The organism is Brasilonema angustatum (assembly GCF_059505445.1).
This window is the reverse complement of sequence record NZ_JCACKO010000040.1, coordinates 15,980-36,919: the sequence shown is the minus strand read 5'-3', so window position 1 is coordinate 36,919 and position 20,940 is coordinate 15,980. Positions and strand designations below refer to the sequence as shown.

Below are 20,940 nucleotides of genomic sequence, written 5' to 3'. Positions count from 1 at the left end.
CGTTATTCATATCTATCCGAACCAAGTGAGATTGCGAGAACCTGATATCATTATCAAGGTAGTGGGAGAACCAAAAACGCCTCCGAAAAGCACACTCGATCCAGAAATTCTTTGCTGGTGTGAAGATAATAACTTTGTGCTGGTGACAAATAACCGGACTTCCATTCTTACCTCTCAAGTGAGTCGCACAAAAACTGATAGCTTAGATTGGGATTGGTAGCTTGCATATTTTCTAGGGGAGTCGATTGATATCACTCCAGCAATGGGCTGAGGAGAAGTCCTCTGCCGAACTGGTTCGCGTTAAGCCCACGGTCGAGCCTGAGTGGGGAGCCTTTACCGAGATGGCGCTCGAAGATGTCGCCGTAGTTGCCGACGCCTGCGAGAATGCGGCGCTGCCACTCCTTGTCGAGACCCAGTTCGGGTGCGGCTAGAGGCATTGCCTGGGCACCGCCCGCGTACCACCGTGTTTGGAACCTTTCCGCGCTAACCAAAGTGTGCACCGTCCACGCAACGATCGCCGACCATTGCCCATCATCGGTTCCGGTGGCGGCTATCACCGGAAAGCTCATCACCGACTCCGGGAGGATGCGGCTCGACAACCGATTCACCCCCAAATCGAGGCGGATCGTTGCCAAGGTCGTAATCTCAGCGGCGATCGCATGGCAATTCTGCACATTATAGGTATCGATCATCTCCCCGTCCTCGGAGAACCCCCTGCGGAACCAGTTTCGACGCAGTGCACCGAAGTACGCCTCAAGGCTCCGATCAACCGAACTGCCGATCATGAAGCAAATGCTGTCCCCAGCGAGGTCGCCGACGTGGTGCGCAGCCGAGGTGGACGCCACCATCACCGCATGGGATTCCACGAAGACAGTCGGACCAGGTACCACCTTACCGGCCAGCTTCTGCTCGTTGATTTCAGAGCCAGTGAGGAAGTAGACGTCATCCTGGTGGTTGCGCACGGCGTCGAAGTCCTTTGGCGTCTCGTACTCATGGTATTCGATTCGTTCGGGCGATTTGAGTACAGCAGAGGCGATCGCACGGCAGATATCCACGTTGAGGCCAGTCCAGTGACCGTGGTCGTCAGCACGTGCCAGGCCCGGTCGCTCGACGCTGCCGCAGCGAACCACACCACGCGCCTTCACGCGTTCGACGACGGAACCTGCCCGAGCGACGGAGACTGAGCCGCAAACACCAAGTAGGGTCAGCAAGACCAACAGCAAGCGCATAAATTGTCCTCTCAAGAAACACAGGGGTGTAAGGGTGTAAGGGTGTAAGGGCACTGTCCTCCCCTACACCCGCGCGTTTTGGTCAGAACATAGCTATGGATGGGGCGCACCCCATCCGTTCTTCTAGGTCTTTAAGGGTTGGCTGCGGGGTAGGTGCTTGGCAGCGGGTTGAAGCCCTGGGGGATGTTGTTGACGATTCCCTGGCGCTGGTCTTCCGGCGTGATTCCGAGCGCTCGGCAGCCTTGCCCACCGTAGTGCGGTAACGTGTTCACAACGCTATCCGGAATCTTCGCAAACGAAGCGGGCAACGGCGGCGATATTCCAAGCAGGCGCTTGGGATCAAAACCTGACAGCAAACTGTCGGTAATCGGCGAGTTGATGTCGCGCGGACCAAGATACTTCTGCTCAAATCCTGGCGGACCGAACTTGTTGAACTCCGGGGAGTTGCCTGCCGCCAGCGCCTGCGCTTCATCGGGCAGGCTAGCAAGGGCGGGCAGACCGAAGATTGTGTTGATCGTCTCGATCACCGAGTTGTGATCGCCCTCGGCGTGCGAGACAGCATGCGTCCGCGCGTAGGGCGAGATTAGGATCAGGGGTACGCGGATGCCTCGGGAGAGCGGCAGCCCGTTGGGACCGTAGGACAGGATGCGCGGCGGGACGTGGTCGTAAAAGCCATCCGACTCGTCGTAGGTGATGATGATTGCGCTTTGCTGCCAAAGCTTCGGATTTGAGGCGATCGCGTTAATCACCCGAGCCGCCATTCCCTCGCTGAGTTGGCGATCGCTGTAGCCCGGATGGTCGTCGTCGCCTGCCTTCGCCGCATTAATCGCCGCAATCTCATCCGCAGGCGTGTTAGGGTTCGTGATCGCGGGTTTGAGCCCCTGCTGATTCGTGTAGCCGCCGCGAATGTAGAACACACCGCCTTTAGGCAGAGAATTGCTGGCTGTATCGGTGAAGAAGTCATTAAGCCCACGCAGGTTTTTGCTTATTTCAGGTGTATTGGCGACATAGCCGAAATACTGCGCGCCGTTGTGATGAGTGACATAGGCATTGTGCGAGGCGACTCCGTTGGTGTCGGTCGGCTCAAGATTGTAGCCTTCCTGATACCAGCGCCAGTTGACCGGCTTGGTTCCCACCTGCTGGATAAAGGGGATGTCCTGCTGAATGTCCGGCAGGTCGAACGAAGGGTTCTTGTTGCCTGACAAAACCGTCTGAATGTCACGCCCCTGGAAGGTAAGGGGTAGGCTGGCGAAGGTCAGGTTCGAGGCGATATTAGTGTCGGCGTAGCTTTCGTTCGTACCAGCGGGTTGTTTGTTGTCCGTCGTAGTGTCGAACTGGGAGCCGTAGAAGGGCTGCGGGTCGTTGACTATCGGCGGTCCTTGGGTTGTGCCAGTGTGACTGCCCACGGTGTAAGATTGTCCTGCCGAGCCGTGCTTGACCCACTGCGTTTCACCTGACTGCCCCGCGATCATCGCCACAGCATTCGGGGTAGAAGGTGTATCTTCGGTCGCGAAGATGTTGTCGAAGATTGTGAAGCGGCTTGCCCACTTCCAGAAAAACGGAATGGTGTCACAGTCGATGTGCGACATCACGAGGCGCGCAAACTGCTTACCTTCGGCAACGTTAGCCGCCCCGCCCTTCGATGCAAAGCGCGTGTACTCGTCGGAGGCAAACTGATCCATTTGTGGTTGGTTGTTCACCACATGGATCTTGTTCGCCAGCCCGGTGTGCGAGTGGTCAACGCTGTCAATCACACTGGCGTTCTGCTCAGTCCCGATCCGGAATGGCTGAACCGTGACCGTCATCCCGTTGGCGTCCGTGTAAGTCTGGGTGAAACCCGGCGTTTTATCAGCAGAACGAGGTGTGCGTCCGTCGGAGTAGAGTCCGTTAACACCTGGAAACGTGCCGTACTCGTTGTCGAACGAGTGGTTCTCGTTGAAGATCACGAAGACGTACTTGATCCGCTCCTGTAGCAGCTTCGTGAGCACCTTCGGCGGCAGCTTAGATTCCTTGGCTGGATCATTTAAGTATCGCGCGATGTCTGGCACTACGTCCGGCTGGGTCGTGACCATTGGGGACTTTTGCCCAGACTGATCTGTGGTCGCTTCGCCTGCCAACGCGACCGGGACGACACAGTTGTGCAGCAGCGAGACTGCCATAGTCAGAGCAAGTTGGGATTTCGTAAATCGTCTCCAAGCCCATTTCCTTGGTAAATTCGAGCCAGCTAGTCCCGAAATCAGCACACCAATTGATGCACAGCCAAACCATTTGTTACGAATTTTGCTGCTCATATTCTTCTTGTTTAAAATAAAAGTTTCTAATGATAGATAAACGCTTAGGACAAGGTTTATTTTCGACTGTGTTAGTTAAGCAAAAATTAACAAAAGATTATGACCTCATAGTGAATTTTACCTTGGGGAAATATTTCCCCAAGGTAAGGAGCGTTGATCAAGAGTTAATTACAAAGAGTAAGGTCTAAAAGCCAGACATCAAGCCCTTTTTACTTCTGTGGAGCTTAGTAGTTCTTGATAATACCGCTCCATTTCATCAGGCAAATATGTCATCTGTTGCAACTGTTGCTGACTCAACTTGTAAGCTTGAGTAATATTAATCCGGCTTAAGAAATCCAAATCGTGGGAAATGACCCAAAGCGTTCCTTGGTACTCATTAATACCTTCAATTATTTGGTCAACCGTTTCAATATCCAGATTATTCGTTGGCTCATCAAGAATTAGCAGGTCGATTTCTGAAATACTAATGATGGCGATCGCCAATCTTGCCAATTCACCTCCACTCAACACCGATGCGCTTTTGTTCACATCATCCTCTTTAAAAAGGAAGTGTCCCAACTGCTGGCGCAAAAGCTGATAATTAAGATTAGGATTAGCGGCTTGCATGTTTTCCAGAATCGTTTGCTTTCGATTTACCAGTTCATAAGTTTGGTCGAGGTACACAGCTTTCATCGCAGGAGCAAGTAAAATCTCACCTGACTGTAAAATTGCTGTTGTATTTTCTATTCCCAAGATTGCTTTTGCCAAACTAGATTTACCTGAACCATTAGCACCAGCAATAACGATTCTGTCACCAGAGGACACATGAAGCTGGATATTTGAAATCAGCAGGTGTTCTCCTACCTTGAGATTTGCATCTTGAATATCAATGAGATTTCTACGTTTTTGGCTTCTTTGTTCTAGTTGAAGACTTGTCGCCTTCGTGGTTTTCACCTTAGTTTCTGCAAATTTTTGAGTAGCTTTCTCTATAGCTGCTTCATGTTTTTGTTTTGCAATTCCAGCGGTCACTTCTGCTTTTCGTTTCATTGCTCCAGCTACAATTTTAGGAATGCTACCCGCTAGTTGACGACCATTTCTGCTAGATTGGGCTGCTCGTTGCTGTTCTTGCAACGCTGAAGCTTTGGCACGTTTGAGTTCTTTTCTCGCAACTTCGTGCGATCGCACTCTCGCCTCTAATTCTATTTCCTTTTGCTCTCGATACAGCGAAAAATTTCCTCCATAAACTTTCACACCTTCTGGTGTCAGTTCCCAAGTTATATCAGTAACTTGGTCTAGAAAAAATGGCTTGTGAGAGACAATAACAAACGCTCCATCAAAGCCGTTAAGAAAAAACCTCAAACTTTCTAACGCCATCAAGTCCATATGATTCGTTGGCTCATCTAGTAGTAACACCTTTGGTTCACTAGATAAACCAATAGCCAGAAATAGTTTTGTGAGTTCCCCACCACTCAGATTAACAAGTGGTAAAGATAAGTCAAGCGTCGTGCTGAATCTTGCCTCTAAAATCTCTCCAACTTTCCACCATTCTTCAGAAATAGAACTTAGAAAATTGAGTACTGTATCTGCTTTTATATTCTGTTGTATGGTACTGATTTGAGGCAAATAATAAATACTTCCATGACGTGTAACAGAACCTGTCTTCGGGCTAAGTTGACCTGCAATAATTTTTAACAGCGTGGATTTTCCAACACCATTGGAACCGACTAAAGCAATGCGTTCATCTTCTCCAATACTTACTTGAACGCCTTTAAATAAAGTTCGGGTTGAACTTAGTTCGTAAGCTAAGTTCTCAGCTAAAACTATTGATTTTTTCTGCATACTCAAACCTCAATATGACTAAATCACGCCTACCTATCGAACGCGCACAATAGGGGCGAGCAAATAGAGCCAGCCACAGACATATTTAGGGCTGCTCTTGGTAGAGATAAGTTTTTAAAAACTATTTAGCGCATGGCTGCTTTTTACCAAACCTGCTGAGTTTTTGGTGATTTTTCTTTGTTGATTTATATCTTGCACCAAACTTTGCGATCTCGTAGCGGCTCCTTTGGAGCATCGCCAAAAAATAAATTTCTAGTGCGAATAGCCAAAGTATGGAATTAGCTTACTGCATAAAATTCCAGTCCGTTTTAACGGACTTCAATTGTTAGCCTTGAACTTAAGTTCAAGGCGTACCCTGGATGAGGTGCAAGATTTGATTTAACACTCGTTGCCTTTAAGCAACAGTTTTCTACTACTACTTCATGTCAGCTATGTGAGGCGTGTTGAGGTTTGATACTAGCTACATCATAGCAGTAAAGGATTCCGGAACGCTGTTTAAATATTTTTAAATAAAGATTGTTTTTTGAGATTTAAAACATAATGTTGCAAAACTTTAGCGAGGATAATGTTTTGCCAAAAACTCCTGGGCCTCATCCCTCTTGCAAACAACTCCATCCAACGTCGCCGCCAGCAAATCATCGAGCATTTGCCGATACTGCGGTCCTGGTTTGTATCCCAGTTTCCTCAAATCATTCCCATTCAAAATAGGCTGAACATTACGCCAAACAGTTAAATATTGCCAAATCTTACGCCTGACGACTCTTGGACTTTGTACAGCTATTAAAATCAGCATTGGCACGTCATACTGGCGCAATAACTGTTGAATTTGACTTGGACGCACCTCATCCACTTCTTTGTGTGCTTGCAAAGAAGGGATAATTTTGTTGACATTAGCTTTAGCTTGTGCTAAAGTATCCAACCTATTGATGCTATCTTCAGGCAATTGCAGATGTCTTGCCACGCGCCCTCGATATTCTGCTGCTATGTGGGCAATGAGAGCTTCCAAGCGCATTTGCCAGTGGATAAGGGTTTGCTGGGAGTCAAACCGCCGTAAACAACGTTCTAATAAACGCAATTGCCCCAGAAGTTCCTCGTCTAGCCCAAGGGTGGGATGGATGCACTGCAAAGCTCCCAACTCTCCCAGTAATTGCAAAGCTGGCTTCCAATAGGGGGCTTCTAGGATATGTTTCAATTCCGTTTTCAGTCGAGTTTGCAGTGCTGGAGTTTTGCTATTTTCTCGGGTGGTGCGATCGTAAACGCCGCTGTTGATTGCATAGCGGATATACTCTTCTGTCTGAGGTTCCAAGTGAAATCCGAGTCGCATAGCAAAGCGCACACCGCGATAAATGCGGGTGGGATCTTCGATAAAGCTGTTAGCGTGCAACACTCGAATTTGCTTTGCCTGTAAATCAAGCAACCCGCCAAAAAAGTCGAGTAGTGCACCAGCGCGGGGAGGTGTCAGCCGCAGTGCCATTGCGTTGATGGTAAAATCTCGACGATACAAATCTTGACGAATCGAACTCGCCTCAACTTCAGGATTTGCTGCCGGATAAGGATAGAATTCTGTTCTAGCAGTCGCAATGTCAACCCACAAGGAATCTAATTCTGGGTCTTTATGCCACAGTAAAGCTGCAGTTTGAAAAGCCCCGTGAATTTCTAAACGTGCTGTTGGATAAAGTTGCTGTAGTGCTTTTGCCAGTTCCACACCAGCACCCACATCCGCCGCTTTGTGAAAACCATCAACGACTAAGTCAATATCTTTTATCATCAAAGTGCCAGAAGCTTTTTCCGCAAGTAGCAAGTCGCGTACTGCTCCCCCAACAAGGTAAAGATGCCAACCGCGTTTTTCTGCTTCTTGTGATGCTTTGGTAAGCAATTGCCATAACTGCGGTGCAAGCCGTGAATGCAATTCCTCTAGAGTGGGAGATTTAAGATTTTTTTCTCCCCCTCCCCCACTCCCTTTCTCTCTCCCTCTCTCTTCTTCCTGATGCAATTGCCGCAAAACATCAGTACGCGTAACAATTCCCACCAACTGCCCGTTCTCCAATACTGGCAAGCGTCCGATATCGTATGTCACCATCACTGACTCAATTTCTGGCAGTGTCGTCTCTGGGGTAATTGTCCTCATATTGACTGTCATGTAACCTTTGACGGGAGCATGACTAAAGCCGTGATGCAGGGCAATATCTAAGTCTCGTCGGGAAATAATACCTAGCAGTTGTCCTTGGGCATCGGCTACACACAAACCAGAGTGTCCGTAGCGCAACAAAGTTCGCTGTGCTTCAGCAATTGTAGTTTCTGGACGAATGGTGCGAACTGGGGAGGACATCAAATCTCGGGCGATAGGAGGATAGGGAATTGTCGCTTTTATTCCCTCAAGGAGTTGGTTGAAAATTTCTTGTGAGTCTACGCCTCTTAGGTTCAGCGATGCTGCTTGGGAATGTCCACCGCCACCCAGTGGTTGGAATAACTCATTGAGATTAATACCTTGAATGTGCGATCTTCCAATCACTATTAAGCGTGATTCACCTTCTGCTAAAGCATACTCATGAAAAAGCAGTAAGGCATCTATTTCTGTTAACTCCATCAACTGCGAGGCAAGACTTGACAATCCTGGTACGAAAGCATCAGTTTTCAAATTGACCCAGGCAATCTGATATCCTCGTACATATATATGTTGTATTTTTTCCAGCGACACCTTCAACAGCTGTTGCAATTGGGGAGAAAGACCAGGATCAACGTACTGACTCACGACTGACAAACTTGCCCCTTGTTGCATCAACCAAGCCAAAGCCAGAGCATCTCGTGGTGTTGTATAGTCAAATGTCAAAGAACCAGTATCCACATGGATACCCAATGCCATCACAGTTGCTTCTGCGGTTGTTAGGGAAATTTGTTGTTTTTGCAATTGCTCGACAATTAAAGTTGTTGTCGCTCCAACCGGGGAAATGTGTCTCTCTGTTGCTGGAATATCCCCAAGTTGTTCTTGGTGATGGTCATAAATGATAATTTTATTAATATGGGGGAGATCTAACCATTGGGCAGCTTTGCCAATGCGATCGCGCTGTTGGGTATCCACCACAATTAAGGAACGAATTTCGTTGGGATTAACCGAACGTCGTTCCATCAGCTGATACTCATCCCGATGTAGTGCCAAAAAATCTCCGACGGTTGGATGAGAACCGCCACTCAACACAATCTTGCTTCCAGGTAACAGGCGTGTCAGTCCTACTGCGGCTCCTAGTGAGTCAAAATCAGCTGTTGTATGGCACAGAATTAAATCCATAGTGAGCAGTCAACAACTAGGCGAATAACAGGTGTGAGGGAATAGGGGAGCCACATGCCTCAACGCGCTTAACCCGCACACGGTGAGACAGCGCGAATGACGGCTCTCCCGACCTAGGCGACTGCGCTCTTCGCAGCGGAACCGGAGGTTCTCCCCGATAGCCTTAAGGCGTGGCGTTAGCCATAGGGCAGTGGCTCCCCTACACCCCTACACCCTTAGTTTTGGTCGTTAGCACAAAGGATCAAGGACAAATGACTAAAATGTGTCAATTTTCTGTTAGCTTAACAAATAAGGAAAAACTGTCGGTGTTCACCTGCACAATATTTTATCTTTTGTAATTCGTTTGCTGTTTCGGGAGAAGGGAAAATGACTTTTATATTCCAACTGGCTTTATTAGCTCTGGTTTCGCTGTCTTTTGTTCTAGTCATTGGCGTTCCTGTCGCCTATGCCACTCCACAGAACTGGAATGAATCTAGAAAACTGCTGTGGCTTGGTTCAGGAGCTTGGATCATTTTAGTGCTTGTCGTTGGGGCGTTAAACTTTCTCGTAGTTTAACAAATTCGGCGTAAGTCCCCCACCATAGGCATACTCGCCGTGAGTGGGGGGAGATGCGCCGGGGGATTCCCCGATCTCCCTCACAGGATTCGGTCAACGAAATCTTCTTTTTACTCGATTTGTCGATAACTCTGCTCCTATACTTTTTGGAGAACAAATGTATATTGGCAAGAAGTATAGATGAATGAGAGGCGGTTATGGCAGTTTTTGAGGGAACTTTTACTCAGGCAGAACCTTTGCGGTTTGGAATTGTTATTGGTCGATTCAATGACCTTGTAACTAGCAAGCTGGTGGAAGGTTGTCAAGATTGCTTGAAACGCCACGGTATTGATGTCAATCCCCACGGCTCTCAGGTAGACTACATTTACGTACCAGGCAGTTTTGAAGTTCCAGTTGTGGCTCGCCAATTGGCAGTCTCTGGTCGTTATGATGCGGTTATTTGTCTGGGTGCTGTGATCCGAGGGCAAACGCCTCATTTTGATTACGTCTCTTCTGAGGTCGCTAAAGGAATTGCTGCTGCTGCGTTTCAAACTGGTGTACCTGTGGTTTTTGGCATTTTAACAGTGGACTCCATGCAGCAAGCTTTAGAACGTGCTGGCATAAAAAGCAATCATGGTTGGGATTACGCCATGAGTGCTTTAGAAATGGCTAGTCTGATGCGCCAATTACGTTCAAACCTCGCAGAGCCTTTTTCTGGGCATTCTCTCTCGTCAGCATCGCTGAAAAGTGCCAGCGTAGGACAGTTGTCTGTAGAATAGTCAGTGATTAGTAGTTAGTGGTTAGTGGCAACTTTTTCCACTAACTACTAAAAAATAAAAGGTGTTGACAAATCATGCATACTATGAAATACTAGTAAAAGTAAAGTTTGCGGGTATAGCTCAGTGGTAGAGCGTCACCTTGCCAAGGTGAATGTCGCGCGTTCGAATCGCGTTACCCGCTTTTAAAAGAAAAAGCAATGTATAAAGATAAAAGTTTGGCAAATTATTGCTGTAAAATGTCAATATATATTTATAAGAAAAAAATTAGGTGTAGCGAAAAAAAATGAAGTAAAATGCGCTACAGTAGAAAAACATATGTACAGTGGTTAGTATCATACTGTAAAAAAATATTGAATTGATACTGACGTTAAGGCGATATTGAAGAATAAAGGTTGAAGTGAAAAGAAAATTCACTTTAGTCTTTGTGCTTATTCAGTTATGATAGCTGGCTATTATCAGTGTAGTTCAGTGATAGAATTATACTACCACTGAATTTCAAGAAAATCTGTCCAGAAAAAAGAGTAAGCCAGACTGGCTAATGTTATAAAGAAAGTTCATGGGAAAATAGCTTGCCTGAAAACGTAAATCAGGGGATGCTATTTTCACAGCTATTGGCAAACACGCTCAAGTAATAAGTTCGCTTGTGCAACCTCAAAAAGCAGACAAAATTGACTTCAATAGTGAATATCCGTGTCCCTGTCGTCGGCGGGGGCAGTTGATCCCTATTACGCTGACGGAAGCATTTGGTTGCAATCGCTGTCAGCAGATATTCGTGGTGGAAGATAATGGTTATGTACTGGAGCAACTTTCCACCACCTATCCCTACAAGCGGGCTTGGCGCTGGAAAGGGAATAGTTGGCAAGTTGTCCATCCTCGATTAGGAGAAAGCTATTTGCCTGTAGCGCTTGGGATTATTTTCGTGCTAGTGATTATATGGTTACCATTGGCACTACGATTGGCAAATGGTTACAGCATTATTGCTTGGGCAATGGTGGCGGTGCTGTTGGCTATTTTGCCAGCACTGATGGTATGGCTCACCTACAGGCGATAATGGAATGACAGTGGATGCTTTTGATCTTAGCCCCGAACCAGTTGAGCGCGCAAGACGCGCTCATCAAGCTGCCCTAAAGCTAGGAAGCACAAAAGGAGTAGACAGAAGTCGTGCTGTGTTAGCGATGGCACAGGCGATGGCAGGATCATTTGACGACATTCTAGAAGCAAACACCTTGGATCTAGAAGCGAGTCGGGAAATGGCAGTGCCAGATTTAATTCTCGATTGGCTGAAGCTGACTCCAAAACGGCTGGAGATGGCAGTAGATATTTTGCAACGGCTGGGAGAATTATCAGATCCACTACGGCGAGTAAGACATGCTGACTATCAACTAGATGACTCTCAGACTTATACGCAGTTAATGCCTTTGGGTGTGATTGCGTTTATTTATGAGGCGTTTCCAGAATTGGGAGCGATCGCAGCAGGATTGTGTATCAAAACTGGCAACAGTCTGATTCTCAGAGGGGGTAGTGAAGCCAGTAATTCTAACGCGGCGATCGCCGACGCACTGGTGAGTGCTGTGACTGAAGTTGGTTTACCAGCAGGTTGTTTACAGCTGATAACACCAGAAGAAGGAAGTTCTATTCGGGATATAGTGACGCAAGACCAATGCTTGAATTTAGTGATTCCCTATGGACGTTCTAACTTGGTACAGCAAGTGGTGCGCCACTCCACCGCCCCAGTTCTCAAATCAGCTATGGGCAACTGTTACCTTTACTGGTCGCCGAATGGTAGCTTAGAAATGGTGCGCTGGCTGATTATAGATAGCCATCAAAGTGAACCAGATCCGGTGAACGCAATTGAAAAAGTACTGATTCACCGACAAGCCTTGCCATCTTCTTTACTGACATTGTGGAATAGCTTAAAGGAGAAGGGCTTTGAAATTAAGGGAGATGCCGAATTGGTAGAAGCCTTCCCCCAGTTACAGTTAGCTAAAGAACCAGAGTGGGGAAGCGCTTATTTAACCAAGACAATTGCTTTTAAATTAGTAGATAGTTTAGAAGCTGCGATCACCTGGATTAATCGCTACAGCAGCGGTCATGCTGACTGTATTGTTACTGAATCTTACCAGGAAAGTCGGCAGTTTGCCTTAGGAGTGAATAGTGCCTCTAGCTACATCAACGCTTCGCCGCGTTTTTCCCGAAACCCGTCGCGAGGAGATGCGGTGTTTCTCGGGATGTCCAACCAAAAAGGTCATCGACGCGGATTGATTAGCTTAGAAAGTCTGACGACTGTTAAGCATATTGTTCAGGGGAATGGACGGTTTTAACACAATTGTGCGAAATTCCCCATCCCTGAGTGTGGTGGGGGGTACTTCACTCATACGCACAACGTCTGTTCCTTATTTGGAAAAATTTTCTTTTTTTCTGGTAGATAGTTGGCATAATCTGCCACAATGAGATGATTTGGCTTGTGTGTTTCTATCTGAGTAACGCCTCTTGGATATTTGCCAGATAACAGGCTTTTTCAAGTCAATTCATAGCTCATTTGAACGATTAGTTTTTATGACACAGACACAAACGAGAGTGACGTTTGCCAAGAACGTTGGTTTTAGAAAGGAACTCAATAAACGAGTTGACGCTTACTTTGAATCTGAGAACATTGCGAAGCGCGATAATCTCGCAATGTACCTCAAAAGTACAATAATCTTGGGATGGGTCATTTCTGCTTGGACATTTACTCTCTTTGGTCCACCGATAATGTGGATGAAGGTATTTGGCTGTGTCCTTCTAGGATTAGGTATTGCTGGTGTTGGTTTTAGTGTAGGACATGATGCCAATCATGGTGGTTATTCTAGTCGTAAGTGGGTAAATTATATCTTTGGTTTAACTTATGATTTCATTGGTCTATCCAGTTATTTGTGGCGATTTCGCCATAATTTCCTGCATCATACATATACCAATATATTAGGACATGATGTAGAAATACATGGAGATGGATTAGTGCGTATGTCTCCATATATGGAACATAAATGGTACCATAAATTCCAACACTTATTCATTTTAGTGGTCTATACAATTATTCCGTTTTATTGGTCTGCTGCTGATATCCATCTGGCTTTATTCAAGCGCAAATATCATGAGCATATTATTCCTACGCTCAAGCCTTTGGAAATGCTCATATTGTTAGGGGGTAAAGTCGTTTGGCTGGGAGTGTTTATAGGAATACCACTTGCTGTCGGATATACTCCCCTACAAGTAGTTGTAGGATTTAGCATTGCTTACATGATCTATGGGCTGATGATTTGCAATGTTTTCATGCTAGCTCATGTTCTCGCTCCGGTAGAGTTTCTTCAACCACATCCTGAGTCAAATAATATTGATGATGAATGGGCGATTGCTCAAGTCAAAACAACAGTTGATTTTGCACCAAAGAATTCCTTTTTAAATTGGTATTTGGGTGGTCTTAACTATCAGGTGGTGCATCATTTATTTCCCCATGTTTGTCATATTCACTATCCTAAAATAGCTCCAATCTTGGCAGAAGTTTGTGCAGATTTTGGCGTGAAATACAATGTGTATCCAACTTTTGGAGAAGCACTTGTTGCGAACTTTCGTTGGTTGAAATTAATGGGTACTTTGCCTCAGGAAAGCACTGCGTTATCATATACACATCCTGCGTCTAACTAGAAACCTAGTTTCTTTGTGATTGAACGCAAATTTGGAGAAGTATTAATACCAAAGTTATGAAATGAAGAGTGGGGAGTTTTTCATGAACTTCTCACTCTTCACTTCATGTTAGCCTTTAGCTAATTTTTTATTGGAAAAATAGTAAACTTTTCCTCCAGTATCCGGAACAAAATCACAGCTACTGGACGAACGGCGTAATGCAGTCCAAATGGGTAGATCAGATTTGTGGAAATAGTCACCCATAATTGGTTTAATCGCCTCAGTTGCCTTTTTCAAATTGTAGTGAGGGATGTTCAGGAAGATGTGGTGAGCAACATGAGTACCAATATCATGATGGATGTGATTGATAAAACCGTAATCACGGTCAATGCTAGAAATAGCACCTTTGAGGAAAGTCCAATCCTCTCCACGATACCAGGGAATATCCGGGTCAGTATGGTGCAAATATGTGACTAAGTCTAGCCAAATGACAAAGACAAGATAAGGTCCAACGTAGTATTTCAACAACCACATCCAACCCCATTGATAGGTGAGGAACAACAGCAAACCTACCATTAGAGTCCAGAGTGTGGTGCTGGTGATGACATCCCATTTTTCTGAGGGTTTGAAAAATCGGCTGCTAGGTAAAAAGTGAGAGCCTCGTTTATCCGGATTGCCAGTAAACAAATACACCGGATAAACCAATAAAAATAAGTAATCTCGACCTATATCATGTACCCAATTCAGCACTTTGTACTGTGACTCTGTTGGTGGGTACCAGCTTTCATCATTATCGAGGTTACCAGTATTTTTGTGGTGAGTTCTATGGCTAATTCGCCACCCGTGATATGGAACAAGTATCGGTGTATGGCAAAGATGTCCAATCAAATCATTAAGCCATTTCTTCTTAGAAAAAGATTGGTGTCCGCAGTCATGTCCAACGACAAACAAAGCCCAAAACATCGTTCCTTGCATCACCCAGAAAATGGGCCAGAAAAACCAAGAATTTAGAAAATGAGCAACTGCATAAAGTAAACCGATAATCAGGATGTCACGAAAAAAGTAGAAGAGTGATTTCCCGACATTGGGCTGAAAACATTCAGATGGGATTGCAGCTTTCAAATCTTGAAGCGTGAAGGGCAGCTTGGTTGTATCCTCAAGAGATTCAACGTCATGAGGATTATTAGACTTGATGATATTTGATTGCACTTGATTTTTTTACTGGAGTCAAACAGGAAGTTGTTGAGACAAAGTCATTTAAACTTTGCAATCGCATTACGTTGGGGTTTGGGTATCCCGAAGTTTTGGAAGTGCAAAGCAGCAGAGTCATATCTGGCAATTTTCGTAACAAGACTTGTGTTTACAGAATTGCCAGAATCTATTTTTTAAAGCTATGAGCTTATCGTCCTGCAAAATAGTCTTTAAAAGACTGATAGCCACCATCGGCTGTATACAGGTGACACTGATCTGTAATTCGCTTCATTAAAGAAAAGGAAAACCGACACTCATCATGCAAATACGTTTGCCAATTTTCTTTGATACTGCCATAAGCCATCCGCAAGTTGTAAGAAGGAATAGCAGTTGAAATGTGATGAGGAACGTGGACATTGATATCGTGGCAAAGGATTTCTACCCAAGAGGGGTAATCGCAATGAACTGTGCCATTGAGCTGTGCTATTGCCTGGTTCCACTTGGATTCTGCCACAAAAGGAACGTCTGGAGCAGTATGGTGAACCAAGGTAAAAGTGCTCATCCAAAAATGGTAAACCAGCCAGGGAAGTAGCCAGAATTTCACAAATCCCCAGATCCCGGTTGTGGCGATGAGGATGGGGAATGCGATCGCAGCAAAAAGCACGACGACAGCCACAGAAAACTTCACACTTGCTTGGTCTTTCTTGCGAAATAAAGACCAATTAAAGTGTAAAACTCCGCAGTGAATGATTGAGCCTATCCACCACAATCGATACCGTAGAAAGGCTATGAAACCCCACTGCATAATTTTTCCACAACTTTCATAAACTTCTGTGGAAATTGGTTGCCAAGCGTTGTCCTCATCCAGCTTGTTAGTGTGAGCGTGATGATAATTGTGCTGAATACGCCAACTGTGAAACGGATAAATCAACGGCATCATCATCAAATGCCCGACTAAATCGTTTACCCAGCGACGTTTAGCAAATGAACGATGAGCGCAATCGTGCCCAATGACAAAAAAACCGGTTAAAGCAGTACCGGTAAAAATCCATGCTAGGGGCAAGAGAAACCAAGGAGAAATGATCAAGCTGAAATAGCCCAGGCAAACCATCGATACACTAATCAGCACTTTTGTCCAGGCTTTGTAGCGATTCTGCTCAAAACATTCCCGTGGCAGGCTTTTGATAATATCTTTTAGCTTAAGGTCGGAATTACCAAGGTCATGAACTGACTTGTGGTTTTCGATTGTTGATGTAGTCATGGATACCTGAAAATACAACAAACCTCACTACCAAATCACTAAACAAGTGGGTGTGGTAAAGTTTTCTAATATTAGCGTCTTGGATTATAGCAATCTAATGTACCCCAGCGCACCTACTATAAACCCCCACTGACGCTTAAGTAGTCTTTTAGAAGCGGGGGAGCATAAGTAATTCAAAATTCAAAATGGACTGCGTCCCCTGCGCTAACAAAATTCAAAATTGAACATTAAACTAAGATAAGAATTGCTAACTATTGACTGCTGACTGCTTTTTCTGCTGTTAGCTTGACATTCGTAGCCAGACCCAGTACTTGTAGCAATTGAATGGTCATCCAGGTTAGGTCAAATTCCCACCATTTCAACCCGTGCCGAGCTGAGAATTGATAGGCGTGGTGATTATTGTGCCAGCCTTCACCATAAGTTAACAAAGCTACCCACCAGCAGTTTGTAGAGCGATCGCTTGTATCATAAGTACGATAGCCGAATTTATGGGTAGCACTGTTGACAAACCAGGTGCAGTGCCATACGAATATCAGGCGAACAAAAACTCCCCAAACGACAAACGACCAACCACCCAGCAGCAACAGAACTATACCCAGCGCGACCTGGATCAGAATCATATTCTTTTGCAAAAACTGATAAAATGGGTCCTCGTTAATATCTTTAGTAAAGCGAGGCACCTCCGCGAAAGCTGGTGAATGATAAAACATCCAAGCCATGTGACTCCACCAGAAACCCTTATTGGAATCGTGGGGGTCTAATTCTTTATCAGAGTGCAAATGGTGTATACGATGCATTCCTACCCAATCGATTGGTCCTCCTTGGCAAGTGAGTGTCCCACAAAAAGCCAAGAAATACTCCAGCCACTTGGGAGTTTGAAAACTACGGTGGGTGATCAAGCGGTGAAATCCTAGGGTAATACCCAAGCCACCAGTCACCCAGTAGAGAAACAAGAATACACCGAATGCTTTCCAGCTAAAGTTACTAGGAAACAGGGCAAACAAAATTCCGACATGCAAACCTGCGAAAAATGTGATATGCAGCCAATTAAGTTGGGATTTTGTGGATGTAGCAATTGTCATGCAGTAACCTGAATAGGAATTGTCAAGCCTAATCCGCGTGATCTAAAAATCCGCAAATTTTTTATGTTTTCTTAAAAGAGGAACTAATGAATAGCTCGGAACACCTGTGTGAAGCACAAGAAGCACTCTTACAAATTTTTTCTGGAATTGACGCTCAGGTCAAGCAAAATCTTCAACGAGTGTTAAATGCTTTTCGCCATAATCATGTTGGGGCACATCACTTCGCCGGTGTCTCTGGATACGGACACGATGATCTAGGCAGAGAAACTTTAGATCGAGTTTTTGCGGAGGTGGTGGGCGCTGAGGCGGCTGCTGTACGAGTACAGTTTGTTTCAGGGACCCACGCAATTGCTTGTGCTTTATTTGGTGTTCTCCGTCCTGGTGATGAAATGCTAGCGGTGGTTGGTGCACCCTACGATACTCTAGAAGAAGTCATTGGATTACGAGGTCAAGGTCAAGGTTCACTACTTGAGTTTGGCATTCGCTACCAACAATTAGATCTTACTCTAGAAGGAACTATAAATTGGCAAGCTTTAAGCCATGCAGTGAAGGAAAAAACTCGTTTGCTGCTGATTCAGCGTTCTTGTGGCTATTCTTGGCGCCCTAGCCTATCTATAGCGGAAATTGAAAAAATTATCCACTTAGTCAAGCAGCAAAATCCTAACACAATTTGCTTTGTCGATAACTGCTATGGCGAATTCATAGAAACTCAAGAACCTACCCATGTTGGTGCTGATTTAGTTGCAGGGTCGTTGATTAAAAACCCCGGAGGTACAATTGTTACTGCTGGTGGTTATGTTGCCGGTCGTGCTGACTTGGTAGAAGCTGCTGCTTGTCGCCTCACAGCACCAGGAATTGGCAGTTACGGAGGTGCTACTTTTGACCAAAATCGCCTGCTGTTTCAAGGACTGTTTCTCGCTCCACAAATGGTTGGAGAAGCAATGAAAGGGACTCACCTCACGGGTTATGTATTTGACAAACTCGGTTACCCAGTCAATCCAGCACCGTTTGCCAAGCGTCGGGATGTTATTCAAGCAATTAAACTAGGTTCTGCCCAAAAACTTATTGCTTTTTGTCGGGCAATTCAACAAAATTCACCCATCGGTTCTTATCTTGACCCCATTCCAGATGAAATGCCTGGTTATGAAAGTAAGGTAGTAATGGCTGGCGGAACATTTATTGAGGGAAGCACCTCTGAATTTTCTGCTGATGGTCCATTGCGGGAACCGTATGTGGTCTATTGCCAGGGGGGAACCCATTGGACTCATGTAGCAATAGCTTTAGAAGCAGTCATAGAAGCTGTGGGAGAAGCACAGAAGACGTAGATTTACCACACTTTGGGAATAGATGCTCTTTGTCAAGAAAAGGGGTCTAGCTGAGACAGCGAGCAGTTCGGACAGGGTCTCTAACGCCCTAGTCGGAACGCTCACGCCTTTTGGGAGTTAGGAACATAGGGTGAAAGAGGACGCGCTTCATGTGAAGCGCGTCCTCTTTCTCTCTAACTAAAAAAAATCTCCTGCTCTAAAGCAGGAGATTTCTTACTTATCTACAACAAGTATTTGCGTAAGTCAACTAGATCAACCAAACTTACCAGCAGTAGAGGCAATCAGGAATGCCGCGTAGGTGAAGACGTAACCCACACTGAAGTGAGCTAAACCAATCAGACGAGCTTGAACGATGGACATCGCAACGGGCTTGTCTTTCCAGCGAATCAGGTTCGCCAAAGGAGTACGCTCGTGTGCCCAAACCAAAGTTTCAATCAACTCTTGCCAGTAACCTCTCCAAGAGATCAAGAACATGAAGCCAGTTGCCCAAACCAGGTGTCCGAATAAGAACATCCAAGCCCAGACAGACAGGTTGTTCATACCGTAGGGGTTATAACCGTTGATTAACTGAGCCGAGTTCGCCCACAGGTAATCACGGAACCACCCCATCAGGTAAGTTGAAGATTCGTTGAACTGTGCGACGTTTCCTTGCCAAATACCCAGATGCTTCCAGTGCCAGTAGAAGGTCACCCAACCTACGGTGTTGAGTGCCCAGAATGTGGCCATGTAGAAAGCGTCCCAAGCCGAGATGTCGCAAGTACCGCCACGACCTGGACCATCGCAGGGGAACGAGTAACCGAAGTCCTTTTTATCGGGCATCAGTTTGGAACCACGCGCATCCAAAGCACCTTTTACCAGTACCAGAACTGTCGTGTGGATCGCCAGAGCAAACGCATGGTGAACCAAGAAGTCACCAGGACCTATCGTTAAGAATAGCGAGTTGGTGGTGTTATTGACTGCATCCAGCCAACCTGGTAACCAAACGTTAGCGTAATTAGGCCAAGCAGTAGCTGCAACGCTATCTGGATTAGATAACAAAACGTTCAAGCCGTAGAGCACTTTTCCGTGAGAAGCCTGAATGAATTGTGCAAACACTGGCTCAATCAGGATTTGCTTCTCAGGTGTACCAAAAGCTACCACTACGTCATTGTGGACGTACAGACCCAAGGTGTGGAAGCCCAAGAACAACGATACCCAACTCAGGTGCGAGATGATTGCTTCTTTGTGCTTGAGTACCCGGTCTAGTACGTTGCCTTTGTTTTGCTCTGGATCGTAGTCACGTACCCAGAAGATTGCTGCGTGAGCAAATGCACCCAGCATCAAGAACACAGCTATGTATTGGTGATGCGTGTACAAAGCTGCTTGCGTTGTGTAGTCCTTACCGATGAATGCGTAAGGAGGCATCGCGTACATATGCTGCGCTACCAACGACGTAATTGTTCCCAGCGCTGCCAGGTGGATCGACAACTGGAAGTGCAGCGAGTTGTTGTACGTGTCGTACAGTCCTTGGTGAGGCAAATTGAACTGACCTTCGGTTTTGCTGCCAAAGAACGTTTTGGAGTTCAGCATTTCTTTGATGCTGTGACCAATCCCGAAGTTCGTCCGGTACATATGACCGGCGATGATGAAAATTACCGCGATCGCCAAGTGGTGGTGAGCCATGTCGGTCAACCACAGCGATTCGGTTTGAGGATGGAACCCACCCAAAAATGTCAAAATCGCTGTTCCCGCTCCCTGCGATGTGCCAAACACATGGTTTGCTGTGTCCGGGTTGTTCGCGTAGGCCGCCCAATTTCCGGTAAAGAATGGTGCTAAACCCGCTGGGTGGGGCAGGCTGGTTAGGAAGTTATCCCAACCCACATGAATTCCACGAGATTCGGGGATGGCTACGTGAACTAAGTGACCTGTCCAAGCCAAAGAACTCACACCAAACAGACCTGCTAGGTGGTGGTTCAGACGTGGTTCTGCACTCTTAAACCAAGCCAAACTCGGACGGTACTTGGGTTGCAAGTGCAACCAACCTGCAAACAGGAACAATGATGCCAACAGCAGCAGGAAAACTGAACCTACATACAGTTCATTGTTCGTCCGCATACCAATGGTGTACCACCAGTGGTAGATACCGGAGTAGGTGATATTGACTGGATAGTTCGCCCCGCCTTGGGTAAAGGCTTCGATTGCTGGTTTCCCGAAGTGCGGGTCCCAAATTGCATGAGCTATTGGACGGATATGAAGAGGATCTTTTATCCACTGTTCAAAGTTACCTTGCCAGGCTACATGGAACAGCAGGCTCGATGCCCACAGGAAGATGATTGCCACATGACCGAAGTGAGTTGCGAATATCTTTTGGTAAAGATTTTCTTCTGTCATGCCATCGTGGCTTTCAAAGTCATTTCCTGTTGCGATCGCATACCACAGCCGACGCGTCGTCGGGTCTTGTGCTAGATCCTGGCTAAATTTTGGAAATTTTGTTGCCATAGGTTT

General features: G+C 46.0%; 16 protein-coding genes and 1 tRNA gene. 8 read left to right on the top strand and 9 right to left on the bottom strand.

All coding sequences use genetic code 11. From position 1 onward, the window contains the following. The first annotated feature begins 25 nt into the window (after positions 1-25). Positions 26-220 (top strand): hypothetical protein, encoded by a 195-nt coding sequence (locus AC5JM2_RS09980; protein ID WP_495834735.1) that lies wholly within the window; start codon positions 26-28, stop codon positions 218-220. Between the two features lie 31 nt (positions 221-251). Here AC5JM2_RS09980 and AC5JM2_RS09975 read toward each other — a convergent pair whose 3' ends face one another. From AC5JM2_RS09975 to AC5JM2_RS09955, 5 genes are all read right to left on the bottom strand, one after another. Further along, positions 252-1,229, bottom strand: coding sequence for a type 2 periplasmic-binding domain-containing protein (locus tag AC5JM2_RS09975; protein ID WP_495834734.1), 978 nt, complete (start codon positions 1,227-1,229; stop codon positions 252-254). Between the two features lie 131 nt (positions 1,230-1,360). Then, entirely contained in the window at positions 1,361-3,301 is a 1,941-nt protein-coding gene (locus AC5JM2_RS09970; protein WP_495834733.1) for a phospholipase C, read from the bottom strand. Beyond that, the gene (locus tag AC5JM2_RS09965) at positions 3,249-3,497 is read right to left on the bottom strand and encodes a hypothetical protein (protein ID WP_495834732.1); all 249 of its coding nucleotides are present in this window, start codon (positions 3,495-3,497) and stop codon (positions 3,249-3,251) included. The genes AC5JM2_RS09970 and AC5JM2_RS09965 overlap by 53 nt, the downstream gene beginning before the upstream one ends. Positions 3,498-3,718: 221 nt before the next feature. After that, positions 3,719-5,338, bottom strand: a complete 1,620-nt coding sequence (gene abc-f / locus AC5JM2_RS09960; RefSeq protein WP_495834731.1) for a ribosomal protection-like ABC-F family protein — start codon at positions 5,336-5,338, stop codon at positions 3,719-3,721. 553 nt (positions 5,339-5,891) lie between these two features. Then, entirely contained in the window at positions 5,892-8,624 is a 2,733-nt protein-coding gene (locus AC5JM2_RS09955) for a CBS domain-containing protein (protein ID WP_495834730.1), read from the bottom strand. A gap of 366 nt (positions 8,625-8,990) precedes the next feature. On the opposite strand from AC5JM2_RS09955, the gene psbZ reads away from it, so the two are divergent. The 6 genes from psbZ (at position 8,991) to AC5JM2_RS09925 (ending at position 13,618) form a co-directional block, all read left to right on the top strand. Further along, on the top strand, positions 8,991-9,179 hold the full coding sequence (gene psbZ / locus AC5JM2_RS09950) for a photosystem II reaction center protein PsbZ (RefSeq protein WP_495834729.1): 189 nt from the start codon (positions 8,991-8,993) through the stop codon (positions 9,177-9,179). Between the two features lie 197 nt (positions 9,180-9,376). Beyond that, entirely contained in the window at positions 9,377-9,937 is a 561-nt protein-coding gene (ribH, locus tag AC5JM2_RS09945) for a 6,7-dimethyl-8-ribityllumazine synthase (RefSeq protein ID WP_495834728.1), read from the top strand. 109 nt (positions 9,938-10,046) lie between these two features. Then, positions 10,047-10,118: transfer RNA gene (locus tag AC5JM2_RS09940), tRNA-Gly, on the top strand. Positions 10,119-10,580: 462 nt separating this feature from the next. Beyond that, the gene (locus tag AC5JM2_RS09935) at positions 10,581-10,988 is read left to right on the top strand and encodes a hypothetical protein (protein ID WP_210620831.1); all 408 of its coding nucleotides are present in this window, start codon (positions 10,581-10,583) and stop codon (positions 10,986-10,988) included. Between the two features lie 4 nt (positions 10,989-10,992). After that, the gene (locus AC5JM2_RS09930; protein ID WP_495834727.1) at positions 10,993-12,258 is read left to right on the top strand and encodes a glutamate-5-semialdehyde dehydrogenase; all 1,266 of its coding nucleotides are present in this window, start codon (positions 10,993-10,995) and stop codon (positions 12,256-12,258) included. A 235-nt stretch (positions 12,259-12,493) separates the two neighbouring features. Continuing rightward, positions 12,494-13,618: a fatty acid desaturase family protein gene (locus tag AC5JM2_RS09925; RefSeq protein WP_495834726.1), complete on the top strand. Its 1,125-nt coding sequence runs from the start codon at positions 12,494-12,496 to the stop codon at positions 13,616-13,618. 108 nt (positions 13,619-13,726) lie between these two features. Here the strand turns inward: AC5JM2_RS09925 and AC5JM2_RS09920 are convergent, their stop codons facing one another. From AC5JM2_RS09920 to AC5JM2_RS09910, 3 genes are all read right to left on the bottom strand, one after another. Continuing rightward, positions 13,727-14,806: a fatty acid desaturase gene (locus AC5JM2_RS09920; RefSeq protein WP_495834725.1), complete on the bottom strand. Its 1,080-nt coding sequence runs from the start codon at positions 14,804-14,806 to the stop codon at positions 13,727-13,729. A gap of 190 nt (positions 14,807-14,996) precedes the next feature. Further along, the gene (locus tag AC5JM2_RS09915) at positions 14,997-16,049 is read right to left on the bottom strand and encodes a fatty acid desaturase (protein ID WP_495834724.1); all 1,053 of its coding nucleotides are present in this window, start codon (positions 16,047-16,049) and stop codon (positions 14,997-14,999) included. 251 nt (positions 16,050-16,300) lie between these two features. Continuing rightward, entirely contained in the window at positions 16,301-17,131 is an 831-nt protein-coding gene (locus AC5JM2_RS09910) for an acyl-CoA desaturase (protein WP_495834723.1), read from the bottom strand. Between the two features lie 86 nt (positions 17,132-17,217). On the opposite strand from AC5JM2_RS09910, the gene AC5JM2_RS09905 reads away from it, so the two are divergent. Beyond that, positions 17,218-18,456: a methionine gamma-lyase family protein gene (locus tag AC5JM2_RS09905; RefSeq protein ID WP_495834722.1), complete on the top strand. Its 1,239-nt coding sequence runs from the start codon at positions 17,218-17,220 to the stop codon at positions 18,454-18,456. Positions 18,457-18,708: 252 nt separating this feature from the next. On the opposite strand, the gene psaB is transcribed toward AC5JM2_RS09905, so the two are convergent. Next, positions 18,709-20,934: a photosystem I core protein PsaB gene (gene psaB, locus AC5JM2_RS09900; RefSeq protein ID WP_495834721.1), complete on the bottom strand. Its 2,226-nt coding sequence runs from the start codon at positions 20,932-20,934 to the stop codon at positions 18,709-18,711. Positions 20,935-20,940: the final 6 nt, after the last annotated feature.